Origin of the sequence: Cellulosimicrobium composti, assembly GCF_009711085.1 — a bacterium.
GTDB lineage: Bacteria > Actinomycetota > Actinomycetes > Actinomycetales > Cellulomonadaceae > Cellulosimicrobium > Cellulosimicrobium composti.
This window is the reverse complement of record NZ_WMKA01000035.1, coordinates 23,005-43,288: the sequence shown is the minus strand read 5'-3', so window position 1 is coordinate 43,288 and position 20,284 is coordinate 23,005. Positions and strand designations below refer to the sequence as shown.

The 20,284-nt window shown below is 75.0% G+C and carries 18 protein-coding genes; 6 read left to right on the top strand and 12 right to left on the bottom strand.

Annotated elements, in window-relative coordinates:
- Nucleotides 1–160 precede the first annotated feature (160 nt).
- The 3 genes from GJV82_RS13870 to GJV82_RS13860 form a co-directional block, all read right to left on the bottom strand.
- Nucleotides 161–1,507: an MFS transporter gene (locus tag GJV82_RS13870; protein WP_225873357.1), complete on the bottom strand. Its 1,347-nt coding sequence runs from the start codon at nt 1,505–1,507 to the stop codon at nt 161–163.
- A gap of 119 nt (nt 1,508–1,626) precedes the next feature.
- On the bottom strand, nt 1,627–2,349 hold the full coding sequence (locus GJV82_RS13865; RefSeq protein WP_318657658.1) for a helix-turn-helix transcriptional regulator: 723 nt from the start codon (nt 2,347–2,349) through the stop codon (nt 1,627–1,629).
- A gap of 91 nt (nt 2,350–2,440) precedes the next feature.
- Nucleotides 2,441–2,980 (bottom strand): NUDIX hydrolase, encoded by a 540-nt coding sequence (locus tag GJV82_RS13860; protein WP_318657662.1) that lies wholly within the window; start codon nt 2,978–2,980, stop codon nt 2,441–2,443.
- 98 nt (nt 2,981–3,078) lie between these two features.
- Between GJV82_RS13860 and GJV82_RS13855 the strand changes: the two genes are divergently transcribed.
- Nucleotides 3,079–4,320: an MFS transporter gene (locus tag GJV82_RS13855; RefSeq protein WP_155099620.1), complete on the top strand. Its 1,242-nt coding sequence runs from the start codon at nt 3,079–3,081 to the stop codon at nt 4,318–4,320.
- A gap of 72 nt (nt 4,321–4,392) precedes the next feature.
- Nucleotides 4,393–5,745, top strand: a complete 1,353-nt coding sequence (locus GJV82_RS13850; RefSeq protein ID WP_115942270.1) for an MFS transporter — start codon at nt 4,393–4,395, stop codon at nt 5,743–5,745.
- Between the two features lie 9 nt (nt 5,746–5,754).
- Here the strand turns inward: GJV82_RS13850 and GJV82_RS13845 are convergent, their stop codons facing one another.
- From GJV82_RS13845 to GJV82_RS13810, 8 genes are all read right to left on the bottom strand, one after another.
- Nucleotides 5,755–7,554 carry an acetyl/propionyl/methylcrotonyl-CoA carboxylase subunit alpha gene (locus tag GJV82_RS13845; RefSeq protein WP_318657657.1) on the bottom strand — a complete coding sequence of 600 codons (1,800 nt, stop codon included), beginning with the start codon at nt 7,552–7,554 and terminating at the stop codon, nt 5,755–5,757.
- A gap of 181 nt (nt 7,555–7,735) precedes the next feature.
- Nucleotides 7,736–8,401: a nucleoside triphosphate pyrophosphatase gene (locus GJV82_RS13840; protein WP_318657656.1), complete on the bottom strand. Its 666-nt coding sequence runs from the start codon at nt 8,399–8,401 to the stop codon at nt 7,736–7,738.
- Between the two features lie 42 nt (nt 8,402–8,443).
- Complete coding sequence (locus tag GJV82_RS13835; RefSeq protein ID WP_318657655.1) at nt 8,444–9,364, bottom strand: AEC family transporter; 921 nt, start codon at nt 9,362–9,364, stop codon at nt 8,444–8,446.
- A gap of 71 nt (nt 9,365–9,435) precedes the next feature.
- Nucleotides 9,436–11,181 carry a DUF885 domain-containing protein gene (locus GJV82_RS13830; RefSeq protein WP_404812987.1) on the bottom strand — a complete coding sequence of 582 codons (1,746 nt, stop codon included), beginning with the start codon at nt 11,179–11,181 and terminating at the stop codon, nt 9,436–9,438.
- A gap of 10 nt (nt 11,182–11,191) precedes the next feature.
- Complete coding sequence (locus GJV82_RS13825; RefSeq protein WP_155099618.1) at nt 11,192–11,923, bottom strand: hypothetical protein; 732 nt, start codon at nt 11,921–11,923, stop codon at nt 11,192–11,194.
- Nucleotides 11,920–12,186 (bottom strand): acyl-CoA carboxylase epsilon subunit, encoded by a 267-nt coding sequence (locus tag GJV82_RS13820; protein ID WP_024842027.1) that lies wholly within the window; start codon nt 12,184–12,186, stop codon nt 11,920–11,922. The genes GJV82_RS13825 and GJV82_RS13820 overlap by 4 nt, the downstream gene beginning before the upstream one ends.
- Entirely contained in the window at nt 12,183–12,695 is a 513-nt protein-coding gene (locus GJV82_RS13815; RefSeq protein ID WP_024842026.1) for a hypothetical protein, read from the bottom strand. The genes GJV82_RS13820 and GJV82_RS13815 overlap by 4 nt, the downstream gene beginning before the upstream one ends.
- A 49-nt stretch (nt 12,696–12,744) precedes the next feature.
- On the bottom strand, nt 12,745–14,316 hold the full coding sequence (locus tag GJV82_RS13810; protein WP_318657660.1) for an acyl-CoA carboxylase subunit beta: 1,572 nt from the start codon (nt 14,314–14,316) through the stop codon (nt 12,745–12,747).
- Nucleotides 14,317–14,528: 212 nt separating this feature from the next.
- Here GJV82_RS13810 and GJV82_RS13805 point away from each other — a divergent pair, with 212 nt between their 5' ends.
- Together GJV82_RS13805 and GJV82_RS13800 are read left to right on the top strand one after the other, a co-directional pair.
- Nucleotides 14,529–15,404, top strand: coding sequence for a biotin--[acetyl-CoA-carboxylase] ligase (locus GJV82_RS13805; RefSeq protein WP_155099617.1), 876 nt, complete (start codon nt 14,529–14,531; stop codon nt 15,402–15,404).
- A 131-nt stretch (nt 15,405–15,535) separates the two neighbouring features.
- Nucleotides 15,536–16,612, top strand: a complete 1,077-nt coding sequence (locus tag GJV82_RS13800) for an adenylate/guanylate cyclase domain-containing protein (RefSeq protein WP_318657654.1) — start codon at nt 15,536–15,538, stop codon at nt 16,610–16,612.
- A 27-nt stretch (nt 16,613–16,639) separates the two neighbouring features.
- Here GJV82_RS13800 and GJV82_RS13795 read toward each other — a convergent pair whose 3' ends face one another.
- The gene (locus tag GJV82_RS13795; protein ID WP_155099616.1) at nt 16,640–17,407 is read right to left on the bottom strand and encodes an SOS response-associated peptidase; all 768 of its coding nucleotides are present in this window, start codon (nt 17,405–17,407) and stop codon (nt 16,640–16,642) included.
- A gap of 91 nt (nt 17,408–17,498) precedes the next feature.
- Between GJV82_RS13795 and GJV82_RS13790 the strand changes: the two genes are divergently transcribed.
- Nucleotides 17,499–18,734 (top strand): multidrug effflux MFS transporter, encoded by a 1,236-nt coding sequence (locus GJV82_RS13790; protein ID WP_225873356.1) that lies wholly within the window; start codon nt 17,499–17,501, stop codon nt 18,732–18,734.
- 136 nt (nt 18,735–18,870) lie between these two features.
- Entirely contained in the window at nt 18,871–20,259 is a 1,389-nt protein-coding gene (locus GJV82_RS13785) for an LCP family protein (RefSeq protein WP_318657653.1), read from the top strand.
- Nucleotides 20,260–20,284 lie beyond the last annotated feature (25 nt).

Here is a 20,284-nt window from a genome sequence, read left to right as displayed (position 1 = left end):
CTGCCGCAGGTCGTCCGACACCCGCCCCCGCCGCAGGCGGCCGCCCAGGCGCAGCAGGGCGTCGGCGGGGTCGCGCGGGGCGCGCTCGTCGAGTGGGGGCACGACAGCTCCTCGGGTTCTCGGGGACGGGGGCGAGGCGGGGCCGGACGGCTCCGGCCGGTCAGGACGGGTGCGGTGCGCCCGGTCGGGCGTAGTAGTGCCACGTGAGCCACGTGCACAGCGCGAAGAACACCGCGCAGCCGACGAAGAACGACCGCGCCGGGACGAGCGAGAGACCGATGCCGACGAGGAACGGGCCGAACGCGGCCGTCGACGCCGTCCACCCGATGACTCCGCCCGCCTGGCGGCGCGGGAAGATCATCGGCATCTGCTTGAACGTCCCCGCGTTGCCGATCCCGGCGAAGGTGAACACGGCGAGCATGCCGGCGAGGAACCAGCCGAACTGCCCGACGTCGTGCGGGTCGAGGAAGAACAGCGCGAACACCGTCGAGGCGGTCATGCCGACGCCCGAGACCATCGTCCACACGGCGCCGCCGTACCGGTCGCACAGCGGCCCGAACCCGGCGCGCGCGGCGGAGCCCAGCAGCGGACCGAGGAACGCGTAGCGCAGCGGGTCGGGCGCGTCCTCGAAGCCGCCGTACTGCTCGACGACGAGCAGGCCGAGCTGTGCGGCGAACCCGCTGAACGCCCCGAACGTCATGAGGTAGATCGCCGTCATGATCCACGTGTGCTTGTTGCGGAAGATGTCGAGCTGCTCGCGGACGTTCGCGCGCACCGGCACGCGGCGCAGGTACAGGCCCGCGAGCACCGCGCCCAGCACGGTCCACGGCACGAGCACGAGACCCGCGTTGTGCAGCCACAGGTGGCTGCCGGTCGCCGTCTGCTGGGGCGTGAGGACCGCCGTGCCCAGGAGGCCGAAGCCGACGACCCACGGCGTGAGGAACTGGATGAGGCTCACGCCGAAGTTGCCGATCCCGGCCTGCAGACCGAGTGCCGTCCCCGCCATGCGCTTGGGGAAGAAGTAGCTCGTCGAGGGCATGAACCCCGAGAACGCGCCGCCGCCGACGCCCGCGGCGACCGCGAGGAGCAGGAGCACCGAGTAGGGCGTGCTCGCGTCGCGCACCGCGAACGTCCAGCCGAGCATCGGCAGGACCAGCAGCGTCGCGGTGCCCCCGACGAGCGTGCGCGTGCCGACGACGGGCGGCAGGAACATGTAGACCATGCGGAAGAGCCCGCCCGCGAGGCCGGGCACGGCGGTGAGCCAGTAGAGCTGCGCCGTCGTCAGGTCGAACCCGACGTCGTTGAGCCGGGGCGCGACCGCGCTCACGAGGTACCACGCGCAGAACGCGAGCGTGAGGTTGTACGTCGTGATCCACAGCGTGCGCCACGCGAACCGGCGGTCCCAGCGTGACTCGTCCTCGGGGTCCCAGCGGTCGAGGTCGACGGTCGACGGCGTGCGCGCGGCCCGCACCAGCGCGGGCGGCCGGGTGGTGGCTGGGGCGGTCATGGCGTCCTCCCGTCGTCGCAGGTCACGACGACCGACGTCGTGACGCCGGGCCGGTGCCCGGTGCGCCGCCAGCATGACCCGACGGGCGGGGGCCGCGGCGGGCCGCGGACCGTGAAAAATCAGCCGGCGCGCGAGAGCTGCAGCACGCAGTGGTCCGGCTCGACGAGCGGGAGCAGCGCCTCGGCGCGCACGGGCCCGCCGACGCCTGCGAGCACGCCCTGGACGAGGCCGAGGTGGACGGCGCACAGGACGTCCTCGCGCTCGGCGGCGAGGTCGAGGAACGGGCACCGGTAGAGGTGGAAGCGCAGGCCGTCCGGCTCGAGCTCGGGGTCGAGGCCGAGCTGGCACAGGTGGTCGTCCAGCGCGGCGAGCTGGTTCTCGGGCGTGGGGTCCGGGTCGCCGTCGCCCGCGGACCGCAGCACGTCGACCAGGCGGCGTCCCGCCGCGCGCGCCGCCCGGGACGGGTCGGTCGGGCCGGGCCCGCCCTCCCCGGGGTCGTCGTGGGGCGTGGCCTGCCCCAGCGCCGCGCGCGTCAGGGCCGCGCGCACGAGCGAGTCGCCGAGCCGGCGGGCCGCCGAGCCGTCGCGGGGCGGGTTCTCGCCCGCGATGGCCTCGTAGAGGATGCGCGGACGCCCGCGCGTCGTGCGCACCTCGGGGGCGCCGCGCACGAACCCGGCGTCCGCGAGGCGCTGGAGGTGCTCGCGCGTCGCGCTCGGGCACAGCCCCGCCTCGCGGGACAGCTCGGCGACCGTCATGGGGCCGCGCTCCTGGAGGGCGTGCAGCAGCGTCAGCCGGCTCGACGACGCGAGCGCGCGGTACGTGGTCGACGTGTCCTCGGGCACGACCTCATCGTGCCCGCGCGGTGCCCCGGCGGGAGCGTCGTACGGGGTCGTGCGGCGCGATCGGGGCCGAAGGTCCCGCGGTCCGGGGCCGTCAGACCTCCTCGGGGGGCGCGTCGAGCGTCGCGCGCAGGGCGGGCCACGCGTCGGCGAACGCGGGCAGCAGGTCGAGGCCCGCGACGTCGTCCACGGCGACCCACCGGACCTCGACGCTCTCGGCGTCCGTCGCGCGCGGCTCGACGACCGCGCCGTCCGCGACCTCGGCCACGACGGTCGTGTACCGCCAGGGGCCGTGGTCGAGCACGCGCTCGCCCACGACCCGCACGTGCGCCGGGTCGATGCCGGCCTCCTCCTGCGCCTCGCGCAGCGCACCCTGCTCCGGGGTCTCGTCCGGCCCGACGGCACCGCCCGGCACGCCCCACGTCCCGCCCTGGTCGGACCACGGGGCCCGGTGCTGGAGCACGACGTCGGTCAGCCGGCCCTGCGCGTCGCGGCGCCCGAGCAGCAGCCCTGCCGCGCCGAACAGGCCCCAGTGCCGCCGACCGCACTCGCACTCGACCCACCCGTCGCCGGGCTGCAGGTGGCGGGGGAGCCGCGGAGTGGGCTCACCGGGGTCGCGCGGCGCGGTGGGGATCGTCACGGGGCCATGCTGCCAGGCCCGCGGGACCCTCGCCGCGGCCGCCCGAAAAGCGTGCCGGGCGCGGGGCCGCCGCGGCGTACGCTGGTCCGCCGATGAGCAGGATCGGGGAGATCGTCGCACCGCGACGCATGGGGAGCGGCTTCCGCTGGCTGCTCGCGTCGTCGTGGACGAGCAACGTCGGCGACGGGATCGCGCTCGCGGCGGGCCCGCTGCTCGTCGCGTCCCAGACCGACTCCGCCTTCCTCGTCGCGCTCGCCGCGCTCCTGCAGCGCCTGCCCTGGCTCCTGCTCGGGCTGTGGGCCGGTGCGATCGCCGACCGCGTCGACCGGCGCGCCGTCGTCATGGTCGCGAACGCGCTGCGCGCGCTCGTCGTCGTCGCGCTGTGCGTGCTCCTGGGGACGGGGCACGTGAGCATCGGCGCCGTGCTCGCCGTGATGTTCCTCTACGGCGTCGCGGAGGTCTTCGCCGACTCCGCCTCGCAGACGCTCCTGCCGATGCTGGTCGAGCCGCGCGACCTCGGCACGGGCAACGCGCGCCTGCAGGCCGGCTTCCTCGCCGCCAACCAGCTGCTCGGACCGCCCGTCGGTGCGTTCCTCTTCGCGCTCGGCGCGATCTGGCCGTTCGTCGTGCAGGTGGTGTGCGTCGCGCTCGCCGTCGTCCTCGTGGCCCGCATCGCGTCGCAGCCGCCGCCGGCACGCGAGGTCCGCACGCACGTGCGGCAGGACATCGCGGAGGGCCTGCGGTGGATCGCCGCGAACGCTCCGGTGCGCACGCTCGCGCTCGTCATCCTCGTGTTCAACGTGACGTGGGCGGCGCCGTGGGGCGTCCTCGTGAAGTACGCGCTCGACCACCTCGACATGGGCGAGGTCGGGTTCGGCCTCCTCACGACCGCCTCGGCGGTCGGGGGGATCGTCGGCGTCGCGTCGTTCGGGTGGCTCGAACGGCGCGCACGCCTGTCGACGATCATGCGCGTGTGCCTGTCGCTCGAGGTCCTCATGCACCTCGTGCTCGCCCTCACCACAACGGGGTGGGTCGCGCTCGTCGTCATGGTCGTGTTCGGGGCGTACGCGTTCGTGTGGGGCACGGTGTCGAACACGATCCGCCAGCGCGCCGTGCCCAGCGAGTTCCAGGGGCGGGTCGGGTCCGTGTACGGGGTCTGCGTGTTCGGCGGGCTCGTCGTGGGCCAGGCACTGGGCGGCGTGCTCGCGCAGGCGTGGGGGATCACCGCGCCGTTCTGGTTCGCGTTCGTGGGTGCCGGCGTCACGCTCGCGCTCGTGTGGCGCCAGCTCGAGCACGTGGCGCACGCGGGCGAGGTGCCCGGGACCGACGGCTGACGACCCGGCGGCGGTCCCGCCCGCGGCAGAAACCCGTGGACCGGTGTCGGAGGTCCGCGGCAGGATGTCCGCGTGAGCCATACGCCGTACGACAACGAGCCCACGCCCGCCCCCGCACCGGACCCGGCGGACCACCCCGACGCGGCCGCCGCGAGCCAGGTCGACGTCGCCGACGCCCCGGGCGCGGTGCCCGACGACGTGCTCGCGAAGCCGCGCTGGCGCCGTGACGCGACCGTCTTCCTCAGCGGCCAGACCGTCTCGCTGTTCGGCTCGATGCTCGTCCAGTACGCCGTCATGTGGCACCTGACGATCGAGACGAAGTCCGGCGCGGTCCTCGCGCTGAGCACCCTGTTCGGGTTCCTGCCGCAGGCCGTCGTCTCGATCTTCGGCGGCGTGTGGGCGGACCGCGTGAACCGCAAGGTGCTCGTCATCGCGGCGGACGGCACCATCGCCGTGACGACCCTCGCGCTCGCCCTGCTCATGCTCGGCGGGGCCGACGACCTGTGGCTCATCTACGCGGCGCTCGCGATCCGCTCGACGGGCGCAGGCGTCCAGACGCCGGCCGTCGCGGCGCTGCTGCCGCAGATCGTGCCGACGAGCAAGCTCCTGCGCGTCAACGGGATCAACCAGTCGATCCAGTCCGCGATGATGCTGCTCGCCCCCGCGGTCGCCGCGGCGGTGTACGCGAGCACGTCGATCGTCGCCGTGTTCTTCGTCGACGTCGTCACCGCGGTGGTGGGGATCGGGCTCCTGCTGCTCGTGCCCGTCCCGACGCTCGCGCACGCCGCGGCCGGCGAGCGCGCCGGGTACTTCGACGACCTCGTCGAGGGCTTCCGCTACCTCGCCTCGCACGCCTTCGTGCGCTGGGTGCTCGTGCTCTACGCGGTCGTCTTCCTGCTCATCGTCGCGCCGTCGTACCTCACGCCGCTCATGGTGGCGCGCACGTTCGGCGAGGAGGTCTGGAAGCTCACCGTCAACGAGGTCGCGTTCTCCGTGGGGATGCTGCTCGGCGGCGTGCTGCTGGCGACGTGGGGCGGGCTGAGGAACCGGATCGCGATGATCGTCGGCGCGACGTTCGTCTTCGGCCTGCTCTCGGTCGCGATGGGCCTGTCCACGAACATGTGGGTGTTCTTCACGTTCATGTTCCTGCTCGGCCTGTCCGTGCCGCCGTTCTCGACGACGTCGATGACCGTGCTGCAGGAGACCGTCGAGCCCGAGCGACAGGGCCGCGTCTTCGGGTTCGTCGGCATCGTCATGGCCGTCTCCATGCCGCTCGGCATGGTCGTGTTCGGCCCGCTCGCCGACCGCTACTCCGTGGAGTCGCTCCTGATCGTCTCCGGGATCCTCATGTTCGTCGTCATCACGGTCGCGGTCGTGCTCCCGTCGGGACGCCGCGCGATGCGCGCCGCCGCCGGGCCGCGGTAGAGCGCGGGGTCAGTCGACGATCTCGCAGATCGCGGTGCCCGAGCTCACGCTCGCGCCGGCGGTGGCGGTCAGCGAGCGCACGGTGCCCGCGCGGTGCGCGAGGAGGGGCTGCTCCATCTTCATCGCCTCGAGCACGACGACGAGGTCGCCCTCGGCGACCTGCGCACCGTCCTCGACCGCGACCTTGACGATCGTGCCCTGCATCGGGGAGGCGAGGGTCGTGCCCGAGCCGCCGCCGTTGGACTTCGAGGCCGCGCGGCGGGCCGGACGGCGGGCGGCGTTCGCGCTGCGCGCGCGGCCCGCCGCCATGCCGAGGCCCGCGGGCAGGACGACCTCGAGCCGCTTGCCGCCGACCTCCACGACGACGCGCTCGGTCGCGAGGGGCTCGTCGTCCTCGTCGGCGGACGCGGCCGGGGCGGGGGCGAGCGCGGCCAGCCGGTCGGCGAACTCCGTCTCGATCCACCGGGTGTGCACGCGGAACGGCTCGTCGCCGGCGGGCACGAACGCCTCGGCGTCGAGCACGGCGCGGTGGAACGGCACGACGGTCGGGATGCCCTCGACCTCGAGCTCGCGCAGGGCGCGGCGCGCGCGCTGGACCGCCTGCTCGCGCGTGGCGCCGGTGACGATCAGCTTGGCGATCATCGAGTCGAACGCGCCCGAGATCGTGTCGCCCTCGGCGACGCCGGAGTCGACGCGCACGCCCGGGCCGGACGGGAAGCGCAGGCGCGTGATGCGCCCGGGCGCGGGCAGGAAGTTCGCGGCCGGGTCCTCGCCGTTGATGCGGAACTCGATCGAGTGCCCGCGCACCTGCGTGGAGGTGTAGCCGAGCGGCTCGCCGGCCGCGATGCGCAGCTGCTCGCGCACGAGGTCGATGCCGGTGACCTCCTCGGACACCGGGTGCTCCACTTGGAGGCGCGTGTTGACCTCGAGGAACGAGATGGTCCCGTCGGCGCCCACGAGGAACTCGCACGTGCCCGCGCCGACGTACCCGGCCTCGCGCAGGATCGCCTCCGACGCCTTGTAGAGCTCGGCCTCCTGGGCGGGCGTGAGGAACGGCGCCGGCGCCTCCTCGACGAGCTTCTGGTGGCGGCGCTGGAGCGAGCAGTCGCGCGTCGAGACGACGACGACCGTGCCGTGCTCGTCCGCGAGGCACTGGGTCTCGACGTGCCGCGGGGTGTCGAGGTACCGCTCGACGAAGCACTCGCCGCGCCCGAACGCCGCGGTCGCCTCGCGGACCGCCGACTCGTAGAGCTCGTCGATCTCCTCGGCGGTGCGCGCGACCTTGAGGCCGCGTCCACCGCCGCCGAACGCCGCCTTGATCGCGATCGGCAGGCCGTGCTCGGCGGCGAACGCGTGCACCTCGCTCGCGTCGGCGACCGGGTCGGGCGTGCCGGGGACGAGCGGGGCGCCCGCGCGCTGCGCGATGTGGCGCGCGCTCACCTTGTCGCCGAGCGCGTCGATCGCCGCGGGCGGCGGACCGATCCAGACGAGACCGGCGTCGAGCACGGCCTGGGCGAACTCGGCGTTCTCGGCGAGGAACCCGTACCCGGGGTGCACGGCGTCGGCGCCGGAGCGGCGCGCGACGTCGAGGAGCTTGGCGATGTCGAGGTAGGTCTCGGCCGCGCGCGTGCCGCCGAGCGCGAACGCCTCGTCGGCGAGGTGGACGTGCGGCGCCTGGCGGTCCGGGTCGGCGTAGACGGCGACGGACGCGATGCCGGCGTCGGCGCACGCGCGGACGATCCGGACGGCGATCTCGCCACGGTTGGCGACGAGGACCTTGCTCAGGGGGCGGGTGGGGTTCGCGGGCACGGCTCACGGTAACGCGTGCGCCCCGCGCCGATCACGCTCCCGGGCCGGGTACCGGACAAGATTGGAGAAGAGGCCAAGGTGCACAAAGGGCGGTTGGAGGAAACCTCCATAGCGGCGGGCTCGTGCGCCCCGCTCGGCGCGTCGGGTTGTCCGGCCCCGACAACGCCGCCCGCCGGGGGCCTCAGGAGCGCAGCTCGTGCCAGGCGACGCCGGTCTCGCGCAGCAGGGAGCGCAGGAGCGGCAGGCTGATCCCCACGACCCCGTGGTGGTCGCCCTCGATGCGCTCCACGTAGGGGCCGCCGAGGCCGTCGACGGTGAACGCCCCCGCGACGTGCAGCGGCTCGCCCGTCGCGACGTACGCGTCGATCTCCTCGTCCGAGAGGTCGGCGAAGTGCACGGTCGTGGAGCTCGTGCCGCCCACGGAGGTGCCCGGCCCGCTCGCGGCGCCGGACCGCAGGTCGACGAGCCAGTGCCCGGTGTGCAGGACGCCCGCCCGGCCGCGCATCGCGCGCCACCGGGAGCGGGCGTCGTCGGCGTCGGCGGGCTTGCCGAGCACCTCGCCGTCGAGCTCGAGCATCGAGTCGCACCCGACGAGCAGCAGGGCGTCGTCGGCCCCCACGACGGGCGCGGCGTCCGCGGCGAGCGCGCGCACGACCTCCTCGGCCTTCGCGCGCGCGAGGACGAGCACGGCGTCGACCGGGTCGAGCAGCCCGTCGCGCTGCGCCGCGGCGTCCCGCAGGACCGCGTCCTCGTCGACGCCCGAGACGCGCACGAGGGGCTCGACGCCGGCGGCGCGCAGCGTCGCGAGGCGGGCGGGGGAGCGGGAGGCGAGGACGAGTCGGAGCACCCGCGCAGACTACCCGGCGCTCCCCGGCCCGCCCCCCGGGGACTACGCGACGAGCAGCGCCGCGACGACCAGGACGGCCGGGGAGCCGAGGGTCGTCACGAGGATCGTGTCGCGCGCGAGGATCTCTCCGCGCCCGAACCGCGCCGCGTAGTTGTAGACGTTCTGGGCCGTGGGCAGCGCGGCGAGCGTCACCGCCGACGCGGCGGCCGCGTCGTCGAGGCCCAGCACGGTGCGCGCGACGACGAACGCGACGACCGGCATGACGGCGAGCTTCACGGCGCTCGCCACGCCGACGGCCGCGCGCGGCTCGCCGCGGCGCAGCGGACGCGTGCCGTGGAGCGACATGCCGAACGCGAGGAGGATCATCGGGATCGCGGCGCCACCGAGGATGTCGAGCGGCGCCATGACGGGCGCGGGCGGCGTCCATCCCGACACGGAGACGACGGCGCCCGCGAGCGACCCGAGGATGATCGGGTTGCGCACGGGCTGGGCGAGCACGAACCGCCACGAGAGCCGCCCGCTCGTCGTCGCGTCGAGGACGAGCAGCACGACGGGCGCGAGGACGAGCAGCTGCAGGAGGATCACCGGCACGACCGCGGTCGCGTCCCCCAGCACGTACACGGCGACGGGCAAGCCGATGTTGTTCGCGTTGACGTACCCCGAGCCGGCCGCCCCGACGACCGCCTCGGGGGCGGGGAGGCGCAGCCACAGCCGGTCGACGAGCACGAACACGCCCGCGCTCACGACGGCCGAGGCCGCTGCGACCGCGAGCGGCGCCCGGACGAGCGTGCCCACGTCGGCCCGCGCGAGGACCGTGAACAGCAGGGCCGGGCTCGCGACGAAGAACCCGACGCGGTTGAGCACCGTCCTCGCCTCGGGGCCGCCGACCCCGAGGCGCGCGGCGACGTACCCGACCGCGACCACCACGGCGATGATCGCGAACCCGGTGAGGACGGCGCCCACGCGTCAGGCCGCCGGGACGACGACCGGCCCGGGACGGCGGCGTGCCGTCCCGGGCCGGGCGTACGGCGCGGTCACGAGGAGAGCGCGTCGCGCAGCACGTCGAGGCCCACCGAGCCGAGGTTGAGCGCGCGCTCGTGGAACTCCTTGGCGTCGAACTGCTCGCCGCGTGCCTGGGCGGCCGCGCGCGCGTCGTCGCGGGTCGCCTCCCACAGGCGCTGACCGACCTTGTACGACGGCGCCTGCCCGGGCCACCCGAGGTAGCGGTCGAGCTCGAACCGCACGAACGAGTCGGGCATGTTGACGTTGGCGCGCAGGAACGTGAGCGCCTTGTCGGCGTCCCACGTGCCGCCGCCCCACTGCTCGGGCGCGGGCAGGCCGAGGTGCACGCCGAGGTCGAGCACGACGCGCGCGGCGCGCATGCGCTGCGCGTCGAGCATGCCGAGGCGGTCGCCGTCGTCGTCGAGGAACCCGAGGTCCGCCATGAGGCGCTCGGCGTACAGGGCCCAGCCCTCGCCGTGGCCCGAGACCCAGCACGCGAGGCGGCGCCACGTGTTGAGCGTCGCGCGCGCGTAGACGGCCTGGCCGCACTGCAGGTGGTGGCCCGGCACGCCCTCGTGGTAGACGGTCGTCTTCTCGCGCCACGTGTTGAACTCCGTGACATCGGCGGGCACCGACCACCACATGCGACCCGGTCGCGAGAAGTCGTCGCTCGGCGGGGTGTAGTAGATCCCGCCGGTCTGGGTCGGGGCGATCATGCACTCGAGGGCGCGCACGGGCGCGGGCACGTCGAAGTGCACGCCGTCCAGCGCGTCGATCGCGGCGTCGGAGGTCTCCTGCATCCACGCCCGCAGCGCGTCGGTGCCGCGCAGGGTGCGGGCCGGGTCGGCGTCGAGCGCGGCGACCGCGTCCTCGACGCTCGCCCCGGGCCCGGCGATGCGGCGCGCGACCTCCTCCTGCTCCGCGACGACGCGCGCGAGCTCCTCGAGCCCCCACGCGTAGGTCTCGTCGAGGTCGACCTCCGCGCCGAGGAACGTGCGCGAGAAGAGCGCGTACCGCTCGCGCCCGACGGCGTCCTCCGCGCGCGCCTGCGGCGCGAGCGTCGTCTCGAGGAAGTCGGCGAGCCGGCCGTACGCCTCGCGCGCCGCGGCAGCGCCGTGCTCGAGCTCCTTGCGCACGAGCGAGCACGCCGACGAGTCGTCGAGGACGGCGTTCGCCTCGGGGCCGGAGACGAACGTCGTGAAGAACGAGCCCTGCGCGTCGGCGAGCTCGCGAGACTGCGCGACCCCGATGCGTACCTGCCGGATCGCGGCGACGTTGCCGCGCGACGCCGCCTCCGCGAGCGACGCCATGTACCCGTCGATCGCGGTGGGGAGGCCGTTGAGGCGCGAGGCGATGTTCTCCCACGCCTCCACCGTGCCGGTCGGCATGATGTCGAAGACGTCGCGCAGCTCCTGCACCGGCGACGCGATGTTGTTGAGGCTCGCGAGCGGCTCGCCGGCCTCGTGCAGCTCGAGCTGGAGGCCGACGCGCTCGCGCATCGCCGCGAGGGTGACGCGGTCGACGTCGTCGACGGGCTCCAGCCCGTCGAGCTCGCGCAGCACGGCGCGGTCGGCCTCGGCGCGTGCCTCGTGCCCGGCGGGCGAGAGGTCCGTGACGAGGTGGTCGTAGCCGGACAGGCCCATCGAGGTCGCCGCGATCGGGTCGAGCTCGGCGATCCGCGTCACGTACGCCTCGGCGACGGCGTCGATGGGCGTCGGGGTGCGGTCGGGGGTCCCGGCGGATGCGCCGGCGGCAGGTGTGGTGGTGGTGTCGCTCACGCGGTCGAGACTACTCGGCGCCCGGTGGCCGGCCCTCGCGAACATCCGGCCCGTCCGCCTCCTGCGGCTCGGGGTCATGGACCGGGCCCGCGTCGCCGCCGCGCAGGGCCGCGAGCAGGTCGTCGGCCCAGTCGCGGTGGTAGCGCACGAGCACCACGCCGCTCGCGTCGTCGTCCTCGGCGGCGTGCCAGACGGCGACGGGGTCGCCCGGGCGGGGGCGCGCCACCCCGGACGGGACCGCGACGCGCAGCGGGCGGGTCGTCGTCCCGGACGGGGTCGAGACGACGAGGTTCCCGTGCACCTCGTGCGCGTCCGCGCCGTCGCCGGGCGCGGCGTCGCCCGGCGCGCGGTCGTCGGGCGCGGCGAGCGAGAGCGTGCCGGTCGTGCGGACGGGCGCCGCGAGCAGGGCGTCGCGTCCGCGCGCGAGGCCCGCGGCGACGCGGTCGTCCAGGTAGCGCACGAGTGCGAGGAGCGCGGTGACGAGGAGGCCGATCGTCCCCACGACCACCACCGCGTCGGGCACGGACCAGCCGCGCCCCGTCGCGAGGCGCTGGTAGACGAGCAGCGCGACCGTCGGCACGAACGCCACGGCCCAGCCCCAGCGGCGCCACGCCGCGGCGGGCGCGACGCCCGGGAGCGCCGTCGGGTCGGCCTCGACGGCGTCCGCCGAGGCGGGCAGCTCGACGAGCACCGCCCGCTCGGGCAGGCGCCGCACGCGCGGGGTCGCGCTCGGCGTCGTCACGAGCGCAGGCTCCAGCGCCACGAGTCGGCGTTGTGCCGCCCCGACCGCCCGCCGAAGCTCTTCGCGGTCGCGCCGTCGCCCGTCCCGCGCAGCCCCCGCGCGCGGTTCGTCCACTCGTCGACGGGCGCGACGTCGTCGGGCAGCCCGCCCGCGGCCGCCGCGGCGGCGAGGCCCGCGACGAGCGCGGCCACCTCGAGCTCGTCGGGCGCGCCGCGCACGACGCGCACGCTCGGGGCGCCCGCCCCGTTCGCGTCCTGGCTCACCGGTCGTCCTCCTCGTGCTCGTCCGTGCCCCGCCCGACGCCCCACTCGGGGACGTCGTAGCCCGCCTCGGTGAGGCGCGCGTGCGCCTCGTGGCCCCACGAGTCGAGGAGGCCCACGACGTCGTCGAGGTCCGGTCCGCCGGGACGGGTCACCACGACGTACTCGAGCGCGAACGTGTCCTCGACGAGGTCCGCCGGGGCGGCGTCCGCGTCGTCGGCCGCGGCGTCCTCGTCGGGCTCCCACACGGACGACGTGAGGTCCGGGTGGATGCCGAGCGCCCCGTGCAGCACGTCGAACAGCTGGGCGTTGAGCGTGCCGACGCGCGCCTCGAGCGCGAGGACCCGCGGGTCCTCGTCCGCCTCGGCGGCCCCGAACTCCGCGCGCACCCCGACCGCTGTGCCGACGTACTCGTGCAGCGCGGCCGCGAGCGCGTCGACGGCGGCGTGCATGGGTGCCGGGTCGACGGCGCCGAGCGGCGTCGGGCCGTGCGTGGCGTCCTCGTGGCTCATGACCGTCCTCCTCTCGGGCTGCTGCTCGGCCGCGTCGCGTCGTGGCGGCTCACAGCGGGATGTTGCCGTGCTTCTTGGGCGGCAGGGTCGCGCGCTTGGTGCGCAGCGCCCGCAGCGCGCGCACGACCTGCACGCGCGTCTCCGACGGGCGGACCACGGCGTCGACGTAGCCGCGCTCGGCGGCGTCCCACGGGTTGACGATCGCGTCCTCGTACTCGGCGACGAGGCGCGCACGCTCCGCCTCGACGTCCTCGCCCGCGTCGGCCGCCCGCTTGAGCGCCGCGCGCTGCAGGATGTTCACCGCGCCGCCCGCGCCCATGACCGCGACCTGCGCCGTCGGCCACGCGAGGTTGACGTCGGCGCCGAGCTGCTTGGACCCCATGACGATGTACGCGCCGCCGTAGGCCTTGCGCGTGATGACGGTGACCAGCGGGACCGTCGCCTCGGCGTACGCGTAGATGAGCTTCGCGCCGCGGCGGATGATGCCCTGGTGCTCCTGGTCCACGCCCGGCAGGAAGCCCGGGACGTCCACGAGCGTGAGCACTGGGATGTTGAACGCGTCGCACGTGCGCACGAACCGCGCCGCCTTCTCCGCGGCGTCGATGTCGAGCGTGCCCGCCATCGCGAGCGGCTGGTTCGCGACGACGCCGACCGACTGGCCCTCGACGTGCCCGAACCCGACGAGCACGTTCTTCGCGAACAGCGGCTGCACCTCGAGGAACGCGCCCTCGTCGAGGACGTGCTCGATCACCGTGCGCATGTCGTACGGCTGCGAGTCCGAGTCCGGGACGAGCGCGTCGAGCTCCTCGTCCTCGTCGGTGACCGCGAGCTCGACGTCGTCCGGCGGGAACGACGGCGCGTCCGACAGGTTGTTCTGCGGCAGGTAGGACACGAGGTGGCGCACGTAGTCGATCGCGTCGTCCTCGTCACTGCCCAGGTAGTGCGCGACACCGGACTTCTCGTTGTGCGTCAGGCCGCCGCCGAGCTCCTCGAAGCCCACGTCCTCGCCCGTCACGGCGCGGATGACGTCCGGCCCGGTGATGAACATGTTCGACGTCTTGTCCGCCATGACGATGAAGTCCGTCAGGGCGGGGGAGTACACCGCGCCGCCCGCGCTCGGGCCGAGGATGAGCGAGATCTGCGGGATCACGCCCGACGACGCGACGTTGCGGCGGAAGATCTCCGCGAACTGCGTGAGCGCCGCGACGCCCTCCTGGATGCGCGCGCCGCCGCCGTCGGAGATGCCGATGAGCGGCACGCCCGTGCGCAGCGCGAGGTCCTGCACCTTGGTGATCTTCTGGCCGTGCACCTCGCCGAGGCTCCCGCCGAACACCGTGAAGTCCTGGGAGTACACGCACACCTGGCGGCCGTCGATCGTGCCGTGGCCCACGACGACGCCGTCGCCCGCGAGCCGCCTCTTCTCCAGGCCGAAGTTGTGGGAGCGGTGCTTCGCGAACGCGTCGAGCTCGACGAAGCTCCCCTCGTCGAGCAGGGCCTCGATGCGCTCGCGCGCCGTCTTCTTGCCGCGCGCGTGCTGCTTGGTCCGCGCCGTCTCCTCGGGCAGCTCGGTCGCCTCCGCGCGCCGGCGGTCGAGGTCGGCGAGCTTGGCCGCGGTGCCCACGAGGTGGGGCGCGTCGGCGGGCGAGGTCGTCGCGGGCGAGGTCGTCGCAGAATCCGTCACGGACCCGAGCCTAGTTGGCGGGTGGCACCAACTCGATGCGGGCGGCGCCAGCGCGCCGGGGTCCGGCGTTGGTGGGTCCCGACAACTCGCGCCGCCGCGCACGGGCGGCGCCGTCCCGTGCCCCGTCCCGTCAGGTGCGGAAGGATGACCGCATGACGAGCGCGCACGACGACCAGACCCCGCCCGACGACGGGCGGCCCGCCCTGCGCGCCGACTTCCTGCGCGAGCTCCTCGTCGCGCCCGCCGGGCCGCTCGCGCGTCTCGAGGTCGTCGCCGAGTCGCCCTCGACCAACGCCGAGCTCGCGCGCGCGGTCGCCCAGGACCCGGACGCGTGGCCCGCCCCCGCGCTCCTCGTCGCCGAGCACCAGCCCGCCGGGCGCGGGCGGCTCGGTCGCACCTGGACCACCCCGCCGCGCGCCGCGCTCCTCGGCTCGCTCCTGCTGCGCCCCGCCGTCCCGCGCGCCGCGCTGAGCTGGCTCCCGCTGCTCGCCGGGCTCGCCACCGCCCGCGCGCTGCGCGCCACCGCCGGCGTCGACGCCGTCGCCAAGTGGCCCAACGACGTCCTCGTGCCCGACCCGGGCGCCGGCTCGCCGCCCCCGCTGCGCAAGGTCGCGGGCATCCTCGCCGAGGTCCTGCCCGACGGCGGGGTCGTCGTCGGCGTCGGCCTCAACGTCACCCAGACGCGCGACGAGCTGCCCGTGCCCACCGCGACCTCCCTCGCGCTCGCGGGCGCCGCGACGACCGACCGCGAGGTCGTGCTGGTCGCGCTCCACGAGGCGTTCGGCGAGATCCTCGCGCGCTGGCAGGACGCCGGCGGCGACGCGCACGCCGCGGGCCTCGACGCGGACTGCGCCGGGATCATCGCGACGCTCGGCACGCGCGTGCGCGTCGAACGCGTCGGCGGCGGCGACGTCGTCGGCCTCGCCACGGGCCTCGCACCCGACGGCGGTCTCGAGCTGCGGCACGACGACGGCACGACGAGCGTCCACCACAGCGGCGACGTGCACCACCTGCGCCCGCACGACTGATCGCAGGTCGGTACGAGATCGGCAGTGCGGTGCGAGATCGGCGGTCGCGATCGCCGACCTCGTGCGCGACTGCCGATCTCGTGCGGGAGCGCCGATCTCGCGGGCCCCGGGGCGAGGAATAGGATCGCCGGGTGCCAACGGACCCGGAGGAGAACGAGCTCACCCCGACGACGACGACCGCGGGGGGCGACGAGCCCGCGGGCGCCGAGGCGACCGAGGCCGTGCTGGACGAGGTGCTGCTCGGCGGGCCCCGCACCCTCACCGTCGAGCGGCTCGCCGAGCGCGCCGGCGTCAGCGAGGAGCGCGTGCGCGCCTACTGGCAGGCGCTCGGCCTCCCCATCACCGAGGGGGAGGAGCACGCGTTCACCGAGCGTGACGCGCAGGCGCTCGCGGACGTGTTCGCGTTCGCCGAGGAGGAGAAGCTCGACCAGCGCGCGCTGACGACGCTCATCCGCTCGACGGGCCACACGACCGAGCGGCTCGTGCTGTGGCAGGTCGAGGCGCTCGTCGAGCACCTGACGCGACGGTTCGACCTCGACGACACGAGCGCGCGCCTGCTCGTGCTCGACCGGCTGCCCGAGCTCGCGCCGGTCCTCGAGGAGCAGCTCCTGCACGCGTGGCGGCGGCAGGTCGCCGCGGTGGCGGGCCGGTTCGCCGTCGAGTTCTCCGACGCGCGGGCCACCGCCGTGGACGAGCACGAGCTGCCGCTGCCCCGGGCGGTGGGGTTCGCGGACATCGTGTCCTTCACGCAGCGCACGCGCGGCCTCGGGTCGAGCGAGCTCGCCGAGTTCGTCCAGCTCTTCGAGACGAGCGCGCGCGACGTCATCACGGCGGCCGGCGGTCGCGTCGTCAAGACCATCGGCGACGCGGTGCTGTACGTGGCCGACGACGTCGCGACGGGCGCGCGCGTCGCGCTCGGCCTGGCCGAGGCCGGGGGCCGGGCGGAGGACGTCGACGTCCCGCCCGTGCGCGTGAGCCTCGTGTGGGGGCGCGTGCTCTCGCGGTTCGGCGACGTGTTCGGGCCGAGCGTCAACCTCGCCGCGCGCCTCGTCGACATCGCGGACCCGACGACCGTCCTCGTCGACCGGGACACCGCGGGGATGCTCGCGGGGGACCAGCGGTTCGCGCTCACGGCGCAGCCCGAGACCGAGGTGCAGGGGCTCGGCACGATCGAGCCCGTGCGCTTGCAGTGGGCCTACCGCGGCTGACCGCCGCGCGCCGCCCGGCGGGCCCGCTCAGACGGGCTCGAGCAGGCCCGGTCCGTCGTTGGTCACGGAGTTGACGAGGGTCGACACCTCGCGCGCGACCATCGGGACGTCGTCGTGCGGGCCGCCGAGCCCGAGCAGGTCCGCCGCCCCGCGCGCGTCGACCGCCGGGTCGAGCCACGCGTCCCACGCCTCGGGCGGCAGGGCGAGCGGCATGCGGTCGTGGATCTCGGCGAGGTAGGGCGCCGCGTCCGTCGTGATGATCGTCGTCGACACGAGCCAGCGGTCGGGGTCGTCGTCCGCCTTGGTGCGGTCCCGCCAGAACTCGTAGAGGCCCGCGAAGGCGGCGCTGCGCCCGTCGCCCGGGGCGATCCAGTACGGCTGCTTCGCGACCTTGCCGCGGCGCGCGGGCGACCCGGCCGCCCCGGCCGGGGACGCGCCGTCGGGCAGCACGCGCCACTCGTAGTACCCGTCCGCAGGGACGAGGCAGCGGCGCACGCCGAACGGCTTGGCGAACGCCGGCTTGTCGAGCACCGACTCCGCGCGCGCGTTGATCATCCGCGCGCCGCCCTTCGGGTCCTTCGACCACGACGGCACGAGCCCCCATCGCGCGACGCGCAGCGAGCGCCGGACCTCGCCCGTCTCCTTCGCGGCGCGCTCGACGACGATGCGCACCGGGTCCGTCGGCGCGAGGTTCCACGACGGCGGCAGGAGGCGCGCGTCGTCGGCGACCTCCGCGATCGCGAACTCGTCGGCGAGGTCCTGGGCGTCCCGGAAGGAGGCGTAGCGTCCGCACATGCTCCCAGCCTGCCGCACGCCACCCACGGGGAGAGCAGGCTCACGTCGCACCGGCTGACGGAGCGGCGATCGAATCGTTACGATGGGCGTCATGCCCCCGTTCTCGGTCGACCCCGTCATGCCCGGACCGAGGTCGAACGCCCGGTGGGTGCTGCTCCTCGGAGCCCTCGCGACGCTGCCCGCGCTCACCGTGGACATGTACCTCCCGCTGCTGCCCGAGGTGGGCGCCGACCTCGGCGCACCCGACTCCCTCGCGCAGCTCACGCTCTCCGGGATGCTCGTCGGCGGCGCCGTCGGTCAGCTCGTCATCGGCCCCCTCTCCGACCGCTACGGGCGACGCCTGCCCGTGCTCGTGGGGCTCGCCCTGCACGTCGTCACGTCGCTCCTGTGCGCGCTCGCGCCCAACATCGGCGTCCTGATCGGGCTCCGCGTGCTCCAGGGCTTCTTCAACGCGTCCGCGTCCGTCGTCGCGATCGCCGCGATCCGCGACCGGTTCACCGGCTCCGACGCCGCGCGCATCCTGTCGCGGCTCATGCTCGTCATCGGCCTCGCCCCGCTGCTCGCGCCCTCGCTCGGGTCGTTCATCGGCGCGCACGCCTCGTGGCACGCCGTGTTCTGGGTCCTCGCGCTCGGCGGCCTCGTGCTTGGGGCTATCGTGCTCGTCTGGATGCCGGAGTCGCTGCCCGTCGAGCGACGCCGCCCCGCCGGGGCTCGCGCCGTCCTGCGCGGGTACGGCAGCCTCCTGCGCGACCGCCACTTCGTCGCCCTCGCGGTGCTGCCCGGCCTCGGCCAGGCCGTCCTCATGAGCTACGTCGTCGGGTCGCCGTTCGTGCTCCAGGAGGGGTACGGGCTCAGCCACGGGCAGTTCGCGCTCCTGTTCGCCGTCAACGGCGTCGGTCTCGTGCTGTCCGCCCAGGCGAACGCCGCGCTCGTGCGCCGCGTCGCGCCCGTGCGCCTCCTGCGCGTCGCGCTCGTCGTCCAGGGCGTGTTCGCCGTCGGCCTGCTCGTCGTGGCCCTCACCGGGGCCGGCGGGATCGTCGGCATCGTCGCGGCCCTGTTCCTCGTGCTCTCGATGCAGGGCCTCATCCCCGCGAACGCCTCGGCGCTCGCGCTCACGCGGCACGGCGAGATCGCGGGCACCGCCGCCGCGGTCATCGGGGCGTTCCAGTCCGGCGTCGCGGGCCTCGTCAGCCCGCTCGTGGGCGTCCTCGGCGGCGACGCCGTCGCGATGTCCACCGTGATGCTCGGCGCCGTCGTCGCGTCGCTCCTCGTGCTCGCGCTCGCCACGCCCGCGTTCCGCCGCGGCGGGTGGCACACCCCGGTCTGACCCGCGGGGCGGGTCCTCCGGCGGACCTCCTGCGACGGTGCGACGCCGCACGTCGGGGCCGGTCTTCGCCGCCCTTTCACACGTCCTCCCGCGGGCTGCGCACACGCTTCCACGCCGCACCCTTTACCCTCGGACCGTGCCAACGACCGCCCACTCCACGTCGTCCCCGCGCTCGCGGTCCCGCGCGACGCCGACGACACGCTCCCGCAAGGGCGGCGAGGACAAGCCCACCGGCGGCCCCCACCACGCCCGGGCGCTGCGCTCGCACCGCGTCGCGCGGGCGATCGGGCTCGTGCTCACGGGGGCCCTGGCCTTCGTCGCCGTCGGCGCGGGGGCCGTCTACCTGGACCTCAAGTCGAAGATCACCGTGAGCGACGTGAGCGACCTCGTGGTGGGCGGCCCGACGCAGGAGCCGCCGAAGGACCCGTCCGACCCGTTCGCGGGCCGCGCGCTCAACATCCTCGTCATGGGCACCGACTACCGCGACGCCGAGAACGCCGCGATCGCCGGCGAGGAGGAGGGCATGCGGTCGGACACCACGTTCATCGTGCACGTGTCCGGCGACCGCACGCGCATGGAGGTCGTCTCGATCCCGCGTGACTCGCTCGTCGACCTCCCGGCGTGCAACCTGCCCGACGGGTCGATGTCCTCGCCGCGGCGCAGCACGATGTTCAACGAGGCGTTCCAGATCGGCTCGGGCGGCGTCGACGACATGACGTACGCGGCCGCGTGCACCATCACCGCGGTCCAGGACCTCACGGGCGTCACCATCACGAACCACGTCGTCGTGAAGATGACCGGGGTCATCGGCGTGGTCGACGCGATCAACGGCGTCACCATGTGCTTCCCCGAGCCGGTCAAGGAGAGCCGCCGGTACGGCACGCTCGACCTGCCTGCGGGCGAGCACACGCTCACGGGCCACGAGGCGATCAGCTTCCTGCGCGCGCGCCACGGCACGGGCATGGGGCTCGAGATGGGCTCCGACCTCACGCGCATCCAGCGCCAGCAGGCGTTCATCGACTCCGCGATCCGCGAGCTGCTGTCGCAGAACATCATCACCAACTCGCCGCAGCTCTACGGCGTCATCGAGGCCGTGCTCAGCTCGATCAGCGCCGACCCGACCATCGCGGACCCGACCGCGCTCGCCGGGCTCGCGTTCAGCCTGCGCAACATCAAGCCGTCCGAGGTGGTGTTCACGCAGCTCCCCGTCGTCGAGTCGCCGCGCGACAAGAACCGCGTCGAGTGGACGTCGGAGGCGGACGCGATCTGGCAGCGGCTGATCGACGACGCGCCCGCGCCCGGCCAGGAGCCCGCGGACCCGCGCGACGACGCCGCGGCGCCCCCCGCCGGGTCGACGGACCAGGGCGGCGGCACGGACGCGGGCACGACCGACCCCGGAGCGGGGACGACCGACCCGGGGGCGGGGACCACGGACCCGGGCACCGGGACCGACGCCGGGACGACCGCGCCCGGGACGCCGGAGACGCCCGCGACCGAGGAGCGCCTGCCCGGCGTCTGCCCCTGACGGGGACCCGGCCGCGAGGAGTGCG

What these genes read in the sequence shown, in the direction of transcription:
- GJV82_RS13870 (WP_225873357.1), bottom strand. Translation starts at nt 1,507, where the DNA reads ATGACCGCCCCAGCCACCACCCGGCCGCCCGCGCTGGTGCGGGCCGCG.
- GJV82_RS13855 (WP_155099620.1), top strand. Translation starts at nt 3,079, where the DNA reads ATGAGCAGGATCGGGGAGATCGTCGCACCGCGACGCATGGGGAGCGGC.
- GJV82_RS13815 (WP_024842026.1), bottom strand. Translation starts at nt 12,695, where the DNA reads ATGAGCCACGAGGACGCCACGCACGGCCCGACGCCGCTCGGCGCCGTC.
- GJV82_RS13805 (WP_155099617.1), top strand. Translation starts at nt 14,529, where the DNA reads ATGACGAGCGCGCACGACGACCAGACCCCGCCCGACGACGGGCGGCCC.
- GJV82_RS13795 (WP_155099616.1), bottom strand. Translation starts at nt 17,407, where the DNA reads ATGTGCGGACGCTACGCCTCCTTCCGGGACGCCCAGGACCTCGCCGAC.
- GJV82_RS13790 (WP_225873356.1), top strand. Translation starts at nt 17,499, where the DNA reads ATGCCCCCGTTCTCGGTCGACCCCGTCATGCCCGGACCGAGGTCGAAC.